Here is a 13,746-nt window from a genome sequence, read left to right on the forward strand (position 1 = left end):
GTCAGCGGCGATGGGCTGTCGGTCGGGTCTCGCCTGCCAGAGGGCGTAGCTGGGCCATGTCCGCGAATGGACACTCTTGGCCGGATTTCGGCTTCCGACCCAATACGCTTGTGTGACACCCCTTCGAGGTCCATAAACAATGCTCCAATGAGTGACGTTGATGGTTTCTCACCGTGGTTTGCGAACGCATGTGAGGGCTTCGAACACGTCGGTCTGGATGGGCGGCGGGGGCCGGAAAAGCGGTTCATTGAACGCGAGGAGCCCGGACATGAGCGAAGTCTTCAACTCGGAAGGGATCACACGTCGACGCGGCCTTTCGTTGTTGTGGTCGGCGGCCGTATTGACCCTGACAGGGACTGCAGCGGTACTGAAGTCATCACAGTCCCAGGCCGAAACCACCGGTATGAACCGGCGTCAGGATCGGCGCACTGGACGGGACGTTCGACGCACTGATCGGCGTACTAACCGTACGGAAAGACGCGTAGAGCGCCGAAACTGAGTGACCGGCGAAGCTGCCGCGTTTCGGGGCTCGACCCAACTCCCGCTCAAGGCCGCGCCCCGGCCTCGGGTCCATGACCATTGAACTTCGGCTTCCCGCCCTTCTCAGACCATGGCGAGGTCCGCTTTGCGGCAAGCTCGCCAATGTCAGGTCTCGGGCGAGCACCTGATCACCGCTCTCGACCCAAGTGAGACTTTCAAGCCTGTACCACCTGGGGGCCGAAGTTGATCTAAAGCCGGCATTCAGAAGGTCCGCTTGCCGGCGGCAGCGCGATAAGGCCGGTCCGGAACCTTGACCGTGTGAAGACGCCCCAGGCAGACACAATACCTGCTCGGCGAGGAGACCGGATCGTGCGTTCGCGTCAGGCGTGGACCGCCACCTTCCTTTGCCAAGCCGGTGCTGCGTTGTACCTGCCGTCATTTGGCGGTCGCGCCCTCCAGGGCCGGTGCCGCCTCGGGCGGCCGCTCGGACGCCTCTATCACGACCGGCGAGCTTATTCGGAACCATGCGACGTACAGCGCCGGTAGGAATATCAGCGTCAGCCCTGTCGCGACCGCAAGCCCGCCCATGATAGCGTAGGCCATCGGGCCCCAAAACACCGTTGGGGCAATTGGAATCATGCCCAGGATCGCCGCCGCCGCTGTTAGCAGGATGGGACGGAAGCGGTGCACCGTTGCCTCTACGACGGCATCCCACGGATGCAGCCCATGGGCTCTTTCCGTCTCGATCTGGTCGATCAGGATCACCGAGTTGCGCGCGATCATGCCGACAAGCGCGAGGACACCCAGGATGGCGACGAACCCGAGCGGCTTGTTCACCAGCAGAAGAGCCAGAACGACCCCGATCAGACCCAGGGGCGCCACGCTCAGCACCAGGAACAGGCGCTGGAAGCTTTGGAGCTGCACCATGAGCAGAATGAGCATCAGCGCAAACATGAGGGGAACGACCGCGATCACCGACGCCTGCGACTTGGCGCTCTCCTCCGCCGTGCCGCCGACGGCCACGTTGTAGCCGCCGGGCAGGCTCGCAATCAGCTTGTCCATCCTGGGGGCCAGCTCCTCGACGATCGATGCCGACTGGGCGCCGGGAGCGACATCCGCCTGCACGACGAGGCTCGGCACCCGATCCCGCCGCCAGACGAGCGGAAACTCCAGACCGTAATCCACGGATGCGAGCTGGGTGATCGGCACCGTCCGGCCGTTCGGCAGCGGAAGCTGAAGATCGCGCAGGGCCGCCAGCGAGGTGCGTTGCTCGCTGCCGGCGCGGACGACGACGTCGATGAGGTAGATGCCGTCCCGCACCTGGGTTACCGACGCGCCGGTCACGACACCGTTGAGGGCCTGAGCCACATCCTGGGAGTTTAGGCCCAGCAGCCGGGCCTCGTCCTGGTTGACACGGATCTGAAAGGTTCGTGCCGGCTCGATCCACTCGAAGTTGATCTTCTGGACATACGAATCCGAGCCCATCACGTCGGCGACCTTGAATGCGGTCTCACGGACGGTGTTCACGTCGGGTCCGGTGACGCGATACTGCAACGGCCAACCCACAGGCGGCCCAAGCTCAAGCGGATACACCCGGGCGACGACGCTCGGGAACTCAGTCTCCAGCACCCTCTCCAAGCGGGCCCTGACCCGCTCCCGGGCCTCAAGGTTCTTCGTGACGATCACCGCCTGCGAGAAGAAGTCATTCGGGAGCTGGACATTCAGCGGTAGATAGAACCGGACGGCGCCACGGCCCACATAGGTGCTCCAGTGGTCGATCTCGCCGTCACCCTTCAGGATACCGTCGAGCCGGCTGACCACGGTCTCGCTCGCTTGGATCGAGGCATTCTGAGGAAGCTTGAGATCGACGAGCAGTTCGGGCCGGTCCGAGGCTGGGAAGAACTGCTGCGGGACGAAGCGCATTCCGTAGAGCGCGAGCCCAAACAGGACAAGCGTCGCCAGGATGGTGGCCCAGCGCGCCCGCATGGCGACGATGAGAAAACGCCGGAACGCCCGCATCAGCCGCCCCGGCTCGGCATGGGCGTGCTTCGCTTGCCTGGGCAGGAGCCAGACCCCGAGCAGCGGCGAGAAGAGCACGGCGACGAACCACGACGCGACGAGCGCGATGCCGACCACGGCGAAGATCGAGAAGGTGTATTCCCCAGCGGAGCTGCGGGCGAAGCCAATGGGGACGAAGCCCGCCACGGTGACCAGGGTGCCGGTCAGCATGGGGAACGCGACCGACGTGTAGGCAAAGGTGGCGGCGTCCTCCTTGCTGGCGCCCTGTTCGAGCCGCGTGATCATCGTCTCGACCGTGATCATGGCGTCGTCCACCAGGAGGCCGAGGGAGATGATGAGCGCGCCGAGCGAGATCCGTTGCAGGTCGATGCCGGCATACGCCATCGTCATGAACACCATGGCGAGAACCAGCGGGATCGACAGCGCGACGACTGCGCCCGCCCGCAGACCGAGGCTGAGGAAGCTGATCACCAGAACGATGGCGACGGCCTCCCATAGTGTCTTCATGAATTCCTTGATCGAGTGCTCGACCGTCACCGGCTGGTCGGCCACGAGCACAGGCTCGATCCCAATGGGCAGGTCCACTCGGATCGCTGCCATGGCATTTGCGATATTCCGGCCGAGCGCCAGCACGTCGCCGCCGTCCCGCATGGAAATGGCAATCCCGATGGCGGGCTGTCCGTTGGCCCTGAACATCGGTTGAGGCGGATCGCCGTAGGCGCGCCGGACCGTGGCGATGTCGCTCAGGCGGATGATGCGCCCGTTGGCAACGAAATTGACCGCCAGCAGGTCCTGCTCGGAGCGGAACTCTCCCGATACCCGGATCAGGAGCTTCTCGTTGCCGGTCTCGACCACCCCCGCGGGGGCGACGGCATTCTGCTTCTGAAGGGTCGCGACGAGGGCGGCATTGTCGAGCCCGAGCCCTGCGAGTTGCTCGGTCGAGAACTCGATATAGATTTTCTCGTCCTGCGCCCCGACGACGTCGATCTTGGACACGTCGCGCACCAGGAGAAGCCGCGAGCGGGTATCCTCGACGTAGTCGCGCAGCTCGCGGTGGGTGAACCCACTGGCAGTGAAGCCGTAGACGATCCCATAGGTGTCGCCGAACTCGTCGTTGAAGCCCGGGCCGGTCACTCCCTGGGGCAAGGTGTTCCGGATGTCGCCGATCTTCTTGCGGACCTGGTACCAGATGTCAGGGACGTTCCGGGCCGCAACCTCGCCTTTCAAGTTGACGAAGATCGTCGTCTGGCCGGGTGTCGTGTAACTGCGGATGTAGTCGAGATGCGGGGTCTCCTGGAGCTTCCGTTCGAGGCGCTCAGTAACCTGCTGAAGCGTGTTGTTAAGGGTCGCGCCGGGCCATCCAGCGCTGACAATCATGGTCTTGACGGAGAATGCCGGATCCTCGGCCCGCCCCAGGGCAAAGTAGGAGGCGCTCCCCGCAGTCAGGACGATGAGCATCAGGAAAACGATGAAGGAACGATGGTGGATTGCCCACTCGGACAGATTGAGCCTCATGACGTAGCTCCGAGCAGTCGGACCTTCTGCCTAGGTCGCAGGGCCTGGACGCCAGCGGTGACGACGACGTCGCCGGCTTCGATGCCCTGGGAGATAGTCACGCTGGCCGGGTCGTAGCGGACCACGTCGATATTGCGCAGTGACACGGTTTGCGCGGCGGGATCGACCACCCAGACCGCCGGACGTCCATTCGCTTCGGTCAGCGCCGTTGCCGGGACCTCAATCACCTCGCCGGAGGTCTCGGAGACCCGCCCGACCACGGTCGAGCCGAGACGCATGGCGGTGGGCGGGTCCGTCAGACCGACCTTCACCTGGTAGGTACGCGTGACCGGATCGGCTTGCGGTGCGATCTCCCGCACCCTGCCGATGGCCTTCACGGTGGCGTCGTCCGCCAACGCGATGGTGATGGTCGCCTGACGCGGCCTCATGCGGACGAGTTGCGCCGGCACGTCGAACACGGCGTCCCGCCCGCCCTGACGAGCGACCTGGACGATCATTTGCCCGGCCCTCACCACCTCGCCGGGCTCCGCCCCTTTGGCGGTCACGGTGCCGGGTGCGTCAGCCTGGAGTTCGGTGTAGCCGAGCTGGTCCTGGGCGTTGCGCAACTGCGCCTGTGAGGAATCCACCTGCGCCTCGGTGGTCTGCAACGACTGCTGGGCGTCATCAAACTGGGCGCGGGTCGTGTAACCCTTCTGGAGCAGGCTCTGTTGCCGCCCGAAGGTGTTCCTCGCCTGGGTAAGCTGACCCTGCGCGGCCGACAGGCTGGCCTGAGCCGAGCGGAGGGCATTCTGCGGGTTCTGCGGGTCAAGCCGCGCCACGACCTGACCGGGCTTGACCTGATCGCCGACATTGACCGGCCGCTCCAGCATGCGACCGTCGATGCGGAAGGCGAGGCTGACCTCATTCTGGGCCCGGATCTGTCCGGTCAGGGACACGGATTGCTCATCGGCGCGGCGCTCGACCGTAATGGTTTTGACGGGCCGGATCTCCGGTGCCGGGGCTTCGGCCTGCTGGCACGCGCCCAGCAGCCCGAGCAGGATCAGTGCGGGCCAAGGGGTTGTGCGCCCCGGAGTACTTGAGACGGCGCCGATAGACATGCCCATGGCATCCTCCCGAGCGCGCGAGCGGCAATCTCATGATCGCGTCCCGATCAGGGTGCGACCGTCGACATGCCGTGCCCCTTGTCACCGGCGAGAGGCCGCGCCGCAAAGGTCAGCGAGGAAGTGCTATACAAAATACGCCTCTTGCCGGGGGCCGCAAGCCGCGTTCGTGGTCGTGCGGCTGCCCTCGACCAAGCCTTACGGCCCTACGGCGACGAACAGGAACGCCGCAAAACATGACCTGGTGAACCTGGCGCGAAGGTCGTTGACGCGAGCGCTGCCCGGAACCAGAAGGCCGAGGGGGCAGCCATGGGCCAGTTCCGGCCGAGATAGTGCACCGAGGTCGATGTCCGAACTGGATCCGGAAGCGGGTGTTCGGCTCGCTTATGCGCCGTGCCTTACGGCACCACCGCAAAGAACAAGAAAACGGCGAAGAGGACCAGATGCACGACTCCCTGAAGCACCGTGGTCCGGCCGGTGCCCAAGGTGATCACGCTGATAAGCAGCGTCAGCGCCAGCAGGACTTGATCCTTTGCATCCAGGCCGAGTGTGAGCGGCTGCCCAAGCATGATCGAAACAGCAGCAACGGCCGGTATGGTCATGCCGATTGTCGCGAGCGCGGATCCCAGCGCCAGGTTCAAACTGGTCTGCATTCGATTGCCCGAGGCCGCGCTCCTTCGGGCAGTAGCACCAGCGCAGCGATGATAATTCCCACGACGGCTTTCGGCACCCTAAGGCGCGTTACTCCAAGTTCCACCATGGGCGTCAGAAATTTGGCGAGACCGACGACGGCGACCAGGGAGACGAAAAGAAGGCCGGCGCTCAGAACAGCGATTCCGTTAGTGGGAGGAGGCGCGTGCACTTCCTCGTTGTCGGTTTGGAGTGGGAGGAAGTAATCGCGGTGCCGTACGGTCTGGACGAAAACAAAGGAGCTATAGAGCACCAGAGACACAAGCCCAGCGAAGACGAGTTGCGATATGCTGTATTGCGGACCGAGTTCGCTGGCCGCAAAGTTTGGAAGGATCAGGGTGAGGCCGGTCAGCGCGGCTAACACCGCCAAGGCCGCGCTCGCCCCCTGGAGTTGAAATCCCTGTTCGTGGTAGCGGGCGCCGCCCAAGAGTAGACAGGCGCCCACGATGCCATTGCACACAATCATGACAGCGGCGAATACCGCGTCGCGTGCCAATCCGGTGTTTTCGGCTGGAGCTGAAATCGTGATCGAGATGATCAGTGCCGTCTCAATCACCGCGACCGCCACGGCGAGAACGAGCGTTCCAAACGGCTCGCCGACGCGGTGCGCGACCACCTCCGCGTGGTGAACGGCCGCGAACACCGTGCCTAGCAGGGCTATTCCCGCAGCCGCGGTGGCGCCCCCGCCGCCGACGGAAAATGCCAACAGGAGGATCACCCAGCCCAGTACAGGCCACGTCCAAGTCCACCAAGGCACAATCCACCCTCCTGCGACCTTCGGAATGTCTGCAAACGGGCAAGGCCACGGCGAGGGGGCCGAGGACCAAATCGACATGGAGGACCAGGCTGCGCGGCTGAAGGCTGCCGCCAAGGGCCGCACCGGGCTCATGCAGCGTGCAGCGTGGTGCCCAGGCCGAGGTCGCCTCGATGCGATGCGCAATGCTCATGACGCCATCGAGGACCGCGCCGCCAGGCTTGTGAAGGCACTCGATGAGGTGCGGGAAGCGATTGTTGCGCATATGATGGCCGACGGCATCTCCGCGACGGAAAGCCTTGGCCGCATCATTGTCGCCAACAGTGGCCCGAAGCTCGATGCAGCCGTGCGCTTCTTCCGACGGAGCGAGGCATGAACGTGTGCGTGGTTGACCGGGCTGCTCACCGGGCTCAGCATAAGGAGTGGCAAAACCTCCGCCATGACCCGCCTCGACGGCCAGGAGCCGCAGTTGCGGAGAGCCTGAGACTTCTCCATCTCCGAACCCCCCGACTACTCCCCCAGAGGTGTCGGGTGCCTGAGACCCCGTAGAGCCAATTTCGAGATGGTCTCTACGGGGTTTTTTCCCACCCTGTTGTGCAATTAATTTCACTAGAACCGGACGAATGATGGGCGCGGCGCTGCCTCGACGCCGGCGCCGAAGTCATTATCGTCAGACGCAATGAGGGCGGTTAAGGGCTGCCGAGGCGTGCTGTGACTGGATGTAGCTGCCGCAGTTGTTGCGGCCTGGTAGGCTCCGAGCTTTGCTTCGCCTGGGCGAGCCTATCACGGAGTTTGAGCCTCGGCTTGCGGACCTCGCCGCGCAGCGCCTCCTGGGTCAGGTCGAGCAAAGTTCTACGAATTGAGATCCGCGCAAACGTGTAAGGCAGCCTCGTTGCGCATTATTACCATCTTCGCTGAGCGGCCGTTTTTCCGGCAGATCCACATCTCTGTTCTCAGACGTGTCGCGGCCTTCAGCAACCGCTTCAGTAGCGCGGCATGCCGACGTATCTGTTGATAAGTGATGCGCCCCAATGCGCCGGAATGCGTGAGTGCCTGCCGAATAGGATTGTTGGCTTATTTGATGGCCTTTATGAAGATAATTGATTGAATATCAGTTTGATAACAATGCATTAGGCTTATATTTCGATCCCGGCCAGGGGCACCATTCATTCTCGATACGCCTGCTCACTGGCGTTTTCGGAAGGCTTTCAAGCCCGGTATTCCCGCCTTGTGGCGCGCCCTGGCCATGTCGCGCGCTTCTTGCGGACGACCTCCCATCAGCACTGCATCGCCACGGAGGCTCTTCTGTCAGCGATCGCCTGCGCGCGGCATCCAGAGTCGGCGAAGCCCGAGCGTCGCGTTGGCCTGCACTGACAAGTGCCCCGATCGGCCGCGATATTGCGATCCGCGTTGTCATGCATCATGAAGGAAGAGGGTGTCTGCAGAGGCGGTCGAAACTGCGACGCGGAACAATTTCAACGCGTCATTCGGCGCATCGGGGGCTGCGCCGGGATGATCTACAATCTGCAATTGCTCAGAGGCTTGGCGGCGCTTGGAGTGAGTTTCTACCACAGCGATTTTCAGATCGTCCGCGGCATCTCAACTGAATTCTATGGCGTGTCCATCTTCTTCGCGATCAGCGGTTTCATCATCACCCATGTGACACGCCAGGATAGCACCGGGTTCCTGCTCAAACGCCTTGTCCGTGTGGTGCCTCTCTACTGGATCGCAACTGCGGTTTTCTTCATTTTTACACCCTATACGTGGCCGCACTTGCTCGAGAGCCTTCTGTTCGTTCCGGCCGACAAGCCGCCGGTGCTGCGCGTCGGTTGGACCCTCAACTATGAAATGTTTTTCTACGTGCTGTTTGGTGTCGCGCTCGCGATAAGCAAGAGGTGGGCGCCACTGATCGCTGCGGTTGTGCTACTGCTCTTGCAGGCGGTTCAGCATTTTGCCCCATGCGGGCGGGTCTGCTCGACCTATGGGGGGAGGGTGACCGGCTTCTTCGTGATCGGCATTGCTCTCTACTATGTTTGGCTTGCCGCGCGGCTCTGGATGCCTCCGTTGCGCAGGACAATGAAGGTCGTGTCCGCGATCGTTGCCGGCGGCGTCGTCACGATCTGCGTGGCGTGGCACGAGCCGCCAGCGGCTGTGGCGCTCATCATCGTCACAGCAGTTCTCTTGACCGCACTCTTGGCCGAAGCATCCGGCCTCGCCTGTCGGAATCGGGCCCTGCTTGCGCTCGGCGGCATGTCCTATTCGCTCTACCTGACCCACCTGATGGTGATCGAGCCAATGCGGATCGTAGCCACCAAGCTGCCCTGGCTCGATCAGGCGCAGAGCATTCCGGTCATGCTCGCGTCTGTCGGCATGAGCGTATTGCTGGCCTATGTCGTTTTTCGCTTCATCGAAACGCCGATGCTCGCGGGCTTCCGCGCGTTAATCCAGATACGGCGTCGACCAATCCCAACGCCCCCCTGACTGCTCCAACGCGGCGGTCTCTTATCGCCAGGGCGCCAGGAAGCTCAGGCGACTTGTTGATCGCGAGCACCGCTCGCCCACTCCCCCATAACCAAGGCAGCCCCGACGCGTTTCATTATTGGCCCGCCACTGCGAAGGCACTAGGCGGGCCTCGATCGTGTTGAAAGCGCGAGCTATGGTCCTCTGTGCAGATCGGTTGTCCCCACGGACTGTGACATCGCTGGGCAGGAACGAGGCCCCTGGCCTGAAACCGCGCAAGATCAACGCACAGAAGCTGATCGCGACACACGGATGCTGTTCGCTGCTGTCGATCGGGCCACGCGAACATGGACACATGAGCCTGCGGCACGAATGTCCGCCGGGGGCGGCGGCGCCAGATCGCCATCGATTTGTACATCCGATGTACCACGAATGGAGACATGGTCGGCGCGTCTCATTTCAATGAACGAAAGCGACGAAAACCTATTTGTGGCGATACAGAATGCGGACTTCAACTGCGCGAAACGGCTTCCTTCACGTTGAAGCGCGACAATGAAACCTGATGCCTTTGGCGTGGCATTTTCGCTTATAATGAAGGACCCTGCGTAGAACCGGCCCTTCATCACCAGCAGTCCCGAAACAAGTTCATCGGGGCCTCCATCGATGCGCACGGAGAATTTTTGGTCTCGATGCACCAGCAGGCACTGTATAGCCGCGATGACGTATGCGAGTTTACCAATTATCTTCTTCGCATCTTTGTTCAGGCGGCGAACAACCGCACCATCGAATCCAACTCCTAGAGTTTGGACGAATACTCGTTCTCGACGCCCCACAGCAGAGTACAGTCCCGGATAGACCGGCACTGAATATCCCTCATTGATAAGGCGAGCGGCTTCCACGATATCAAGCGGGATCCCGAGTTCCTGCGCGAACAAATTCGCAGTGCCGAGTGGCAACACACCGAGTTCGGCACGCGATCCGATCATGCCCGACGCGGCCTCCGATATTGGGAAAGAGTTTTGCGAGATCGCAAGCCGAGAACCCACGAGCCCTTCCGGCAACCGGGTTGAACAGAACAAACATAGTTATGCCCCGGTATTGGTCCTACCGAACCCGAGATACCGGACACTCCTTCTTCAGGTTTGTGCCCGCACAGCAATGCAATCAATGCCTCGTGGACCTTGATAGCCCGCGATTTGCTCGCGCTCCAGTTACCTGTTCACCGCCTTCTATCAATCGACAGGACTACACTCCATGTGTACGCGCTGGCCGGGTTCGTTATGCGTGCGGCAAGAGACGAGGGCCGGCGGGGTCTTACTGGGTTCCTCGGGCATCGAAGCGGGCACAATAGGTTGAACGGGCCGAGCGACCGGCTTCGGGGCCCGTACAGCGACCGCTGTCAGCTTGGGCGCTGGCCTGGTCACCGTTACCGGCTCACGCACGATCGAATCTGGCTTGTTCGCCTCCGGCGCGGGGTCAGAGAGAACGAGAGGCGCAGTCTGCGGCTTCTCCGCTTGAGCAGACTGCCAGGGTCGCCAACTCCCCAGCCGAGCAAAAGTCTCGACCGTCGGCTTTGTGATCGCTTCGACCGTTGGCATCGCTTGTGGCGAGCAGCCAGCAGCCAGCAAGCCGGCAAGGCTCACGCGACAGACTAAGTTCACCATGCTGGCCCCTTGTCAGACATGTGGCAAAGTTGCGGCATTATGAGCGCGGAATGTAGCCGTTTTGTGCCGCGCAAGGAAAGGCCCCGCACTCGCCTTCGGTCTGCGCGCGCCTGAGCGCCACAGACCGGAGGCCGACCTTGATCCTTACGGTAGGGAGCGCTCTCCCACTATCAACCCACAAACGCCTCTCATCGCCCATTGGTCAGCGCTATTCGCGCTTAGATCGCAACGCGCCACTTTGAGCACCTTGTCCAAGCATCGCCTCCGCCCTCAGGCTCATCGAACGGCGCTCTCGGCCGTGGCGGTCGCCCGCCAGAGGCATCGGGGCCATCGCAGCGCCCACACCGCGCCTCTGCGAAGCGCCCCGTATACATTCATGACTTGGACCTTGTCCGCGCTGGTCGCTTGGCCTGGGGCCTCGAGCTCGCTAAGCCTGAAGCCTGCACCCTGCCCGAGGCTCTCTTGCGTATCCTGCTGATCAATCCCAACACGACCCAGGCGATGACGGATCTCGTCATGCAGGTCGTGGCGCCGCATGCTCCGTCCAATGTCGCCCTGCATCCGGTGACAGGCCGCTTCGGCGCGCAGTATATTTCGAGCCGCAGCGCGGGGGTGATTGCGGCCCATGCCGCCCTCGAGGCCTATGCCGAGCATGGCGCCGGCTGCGACGCGGTCTATCTCGCCTGCTTTGGCGACCCAGGGCTTCACGCCCTGAAGGAGGTCTCTCCCGTTCCGGTCATCGGCATGGCGGAGGCGAGTTGCCTGGCCGCCGCGGCGATGGCGCGGCAGTTCTCGATCGTCACCGGCGGCGAGCGCTGGGGACCGATCCTGCATGAATTCGTCGCCATGATCGGCCTCGACGGCCGGCTTGCCTCGGTTGAAACAGTCACTCCGACGGGGGCCGATATCGCCCGTGATCCCGATGGCTCGATTGCACTGCTCGCCGCAGCCTGCCGCAAGACGGCGGAACGCGACGGCGCCGGAGCCGTCATTCTCGGCGGCGCCGGACTTGCCGGCCTCGCCGCACGCGTCCAGCCACTTCTCGATATTCCGGTGATCTGCTCGGTCCAGACCGGCATGAAAGCGGTCCTGGCCGCTCTCAATGGCGGTACGGCGAAACCGGCAAGCGGCGATCTCGCCTTCCCGGCGCCGGTCGGGAGCGTCGGCCTGTCGCCCGCGCTTACGGCCCTTCTCGCCAGGTCCTGAACCGGGGAAGGTCCTGAACCGGGGAGCTGCCGCCGGCATGCTCAGCGCAGCAGGAGCGCCGAGCAATAGAGCCCCACGCCAAAGACGATATGGCCCGCGATGTTCATGGCGCGGATCTGGCCGGCATTCGGCTTCTTCGACGCCGCGATGCCGGCGCCCATTCCCGGCTGCAGGATGAACCAGCCGCAGCCGACCGTGACGAGACCGACGATCAGAGCAGGCGCGAGGCTCGGATTGCGGGCCCAGTCGAGCCCCCAGATCGCCAGCAGGACCGCCGCGAACAGGATGCCGATCAGGTAATGCGCGATCCAGCCGAGGGCGCGTTCGTTCGCCACCGGCTCGGAGCGTCCAATATCCTCATGCGCCAGTCGACCTTGCGCCAGATGGCCGAACCAGCGCCCGGTCATAGCCCAGTTCGGAGTCGGCAGGCCGAAGGCGCGGTTCAGGAACTGGGCCCAGAGATCGAACAGGATTGTCGCGCCGACACCGATCAGCACCGCGCGCAGAAGAAACTCAAGCATCGCATATCCCCGGAAACCAGCCATGGCGCATCGACCGTCGCGCCTTGGCCGCCATGGAAGGGAAGAGGCCCCGCGAGGTCAATCGCAGGGGGCGGTCTTCCCCGCGCGCGCCGCGCAGGGGCGCCATGCGCTGTTCATCCCAGGAGGCGATATGCCGCCAGCTTACGGAACCCTGGGAGCACCGAGGCCGTTCCCTTCGGGAGTCCACACGGGGGATAGCGGAACATGGCAGCCGAAATGACGACGAAAGCACGCGCGGGCGGTCCTCACGGAGTGGATGACCTGCCTTCGGTTGTCGTCACCAGCTATAATCTGGAGGTTCGCGACGAGGACGGCTTCGTTGGCGACAAGGCTAAACGTGGCGCATTTCTCGAGCATCTCGACGCCCTTCGCGAGCACCTGCGCCGGACCGGCGAAGACCCCATCACGGTCGACTCCGACAAGATCGGCAAGAAGGAGCTCGATGCGCTGCTGGGGGAAGGCGAGCCGCGCGAGGCGGCTCTCATCCTCAGCGCCATCGAACGCTACGCCCAGTCGCTGGCCTTCGTCATTCGCCGCTTCGCCAGGCTGAAGCCCTGGAGCACCGTCGAGCGTATCGTGGTCGGCGGCGGATTCCGCCAGAGCAGGGTCGGCGAGCTTGCGATCGCGCGTGCCGGCATCATCCTGCAGACCGACGGACATAGTATCGACCTTGTGCCGATCCGCCATCATCCCGACGAGGCCGGGCTGGTCGGTAGCGCCCATCTTGCGCCGAAATGGATCTTCGAGGCCTATGACAGCCTCGTCGCCGTCGATATCGGCGGCTCGAATATTCGCGCCGGCATCGTCGAGCTGCGCCAGGACAAGGCGCCTGACCTCGCCAAGGCCAAGGTCTGGCAATCCGAACTCTGGCGCCACGCCGACGAGGAGACCAATCGCGACGACGCAATCAAGCGGCTCGGCAAGATGCTCGATGCCCAGATCAAGCAGGCCGGCAAGGCGGGCCTCCGCGTTGCTCCCTTTATCGGCGTCGGCTGCCCCGGCCTGATCGAACGGGACGGCTCGATCGACCGCGGCGCGCAGAACCTGCCTGGCAACTGGCAAAGCAGCCGGTTCAACCTGGTCGAGAGCATCCGCGAGATGGTCCCCGAGATCGGCGGACACGAGACGACGGTCGTGATGCATAACGACGCCGTCATCCAGGGACTGAGCGAGATGCCGTCAATGCAGGATGTCGAGCATTGGGCGGTGCTGACCATCGGCACCGGCCTTGGCAATGCAAGCTACCAGAACCGGACGAAGCCGAAGGGCCGCGGCAAGGCCAAGAATGGAAAGGCCGACGATAAGAAGGRCTGACC

The 13,746-nt window shown here is 63.3% G+C and carries 8 protein-coding genes and 1 pseudogene; 4 read left to right on the forward strand and 5 right to left on the reverse strand.

What is annotated here, in order from left to right; genetic code table 11:
• Positions 1–915 precede the first annotated feature (915 nt).
• The 3 genes and pseudogenes from AC1DRP_RS20825 to AC1DRP_RS20835 all read right to left on the reverse strand — a co-directional run bounded on the left by AC1DRP_RS20825 (position 916) and on the right by AC1DRP_RS20835 (position 6,588).
• Entirely contained in the window at positions 916–4,014 is a 3,099-nt protein-coding gene (locus AC1DRP_RS20825; protein ID WP_476769429.1) for an efflux RND transporter permease subunit, read from the reverse strand.
• A complete protein-coding gene (locus AC1DRP_RS20830; RefSeq protein WP_476769430.1) occupies positions 4,011–5,117 on the reverse strand; it encodes an efflux RND transporter periplasmic adaptor subunit in 1,107 nt (368 codons plus the stop codon). Before AC1DRP_RS20830 ends, AC1DRP_RS20825 begins: the two co-directional genes overlap by 4 nt.
• A gap of 395 nt (positions 5,118–5,512) precedes the next feature.
• Positions 5,513–6,588: pseudogene (locus AC1DRP_RS20835) on the reverse strand (calcium:cation antiporter).
• A gap of 49 nt (positions 6,589–6,637) precedes the next feature.
• On the opposite strand from AC1DRP_RS20835, the gene AC1DRP_RS20840 reads away from it, so the two are divergent.
• On the forward strand, positions 6,638–6,934 hold the full coding sequence (locus AC1DRP_RS20840) for a hypothetical protein (protein ID WP_476769431.1): 297 nt from the start codon (positions 6,638–6,640) through the stop codon (positions 6,932–6,934).
• Between the two features lie 1,136 nt (positions 6,935–8,070).
• On the forward strand, positions 8,071–9,039 hold the full coding sequence (locus AC1DRP_RS20845) for an acyltransferase family protein (RefSeq protein ID WP_441505703.1): 969 nt from the start codon (positions 8,071–8,073) through the stop codon (positions 9,037–9,039).
• Between the two features lie 260 nt (positions 9,040–9,299).
• On the opposite strand, the gene AC1DRP_RS20850 is transcribed toward AC1DRP_RS20845, so the two are convergent.
• Positions 9,300–10,064 carry a diacylglycerol/lipid kinase family protein gene (locus AC1DRP_RS20850; protein ID WP_476769432.1) on the reverse strand — a complete coding sequence of 255 codons (765 nt, stop codon included), beginning with the start codon at positions 10,062–10,064 and terminating at the stop codon, positions 9,300–9,302.
• Between the two features lie 1,080 nt (positions 10,065–11,144).
• Here AC1DRP_RS20850 and AC1DRP_RS20855 point away from each other — a divergent pair.
• Positions 11,145–11,888 carry an aspartate/glutamate racemase family protein gene (locus AC1DRP_RS20855; RefSeq protein WP_441505705.1) on the forward strand — a complete coding sequence of 248 codons (744 nt, stop codon included), beginning with the start codon at positions 11,145–11,147 and terminating at the stop codon, positions 11,886–11,888.
• 41 nt (positions 11,889–11,929) lie between these two features.
• On the opposite strand, the gene AC1DRP_RS20860 is transcribed toward AC1DRP_RS20855, so the two are convergent.
• Complete coding sequence (locus AC1DRP_RS20860) at positions 11,930–12,409, reverse strand: DUF2938 domain-containing protein (protein WP_441505706.1); 480 nt, start codon at positions 12,407–12,409, stop codon at positions 11,930–11,932.
• Positions 12,410–12,634: 225 nt separating this feature from the next.
• Here AC1DRP_RS20860 and AC1DRP_RS20865 point away from each other — a divergent pair, with 225 nt between their 5' ends.
• Positions 12,635–13,744, forward strand: a complete 1,110-nt coding sequence (locus AC1DRP_RS20865; RefSeq protein WP_476769433.1) for an ROK family protein — start codon at positions 12,635–12,637, stop codon at positions 13,742–13,744.
• The last annotated feature ends 2 nt before the right edge of the window (positions 13,745–13,746 follow it).

It is taken from the genome of Allobosea sp. 01N443 (genome assembly GCF_056399325.1).

Excerpts from the sequence above, each read along its gene's own strand:
- AC1DRP_RS20825 (WP_476769429.1), bottom strand. The coding sequence starts at position 4,014 with ATGAGGCTCAATCTGTCCGAGTGGGCAATCCACCATCGTTCCTTCATC.
- AC1DRP_RS20830 (WP_476769430.1), bottom strand. The coding sequence starts at position 5,117 with ATGGGCATGTCTATCGGCGCCGTCTCAAGTACTCCGGGGCGCACAACC.
- AC1DRP_RS20840 (WP_476769431.1), top strand. The coding sequence starts at position 6,638 with ATGGAGGACCAGGCTGCGCGGCTGAAGGCTGCCGCCAAGGGCCGCACC.
- AC1DRP_RS20845 (WP_441505703.1), top strand. The coding sequence starts at position 8,071 with ATGATCTACAATCTGCAATTGCTCAGAGGCTTGGCGGCGCTTGGAGTG.
- AC1DRP_RS20860 (WP_441505706.1), bottom strand. The coding sequence starts at position 12,409 with ATGCTTGAGTTTCTTCTGCGCGCGGTGCTGATCGGTGTCGGCGCGACA.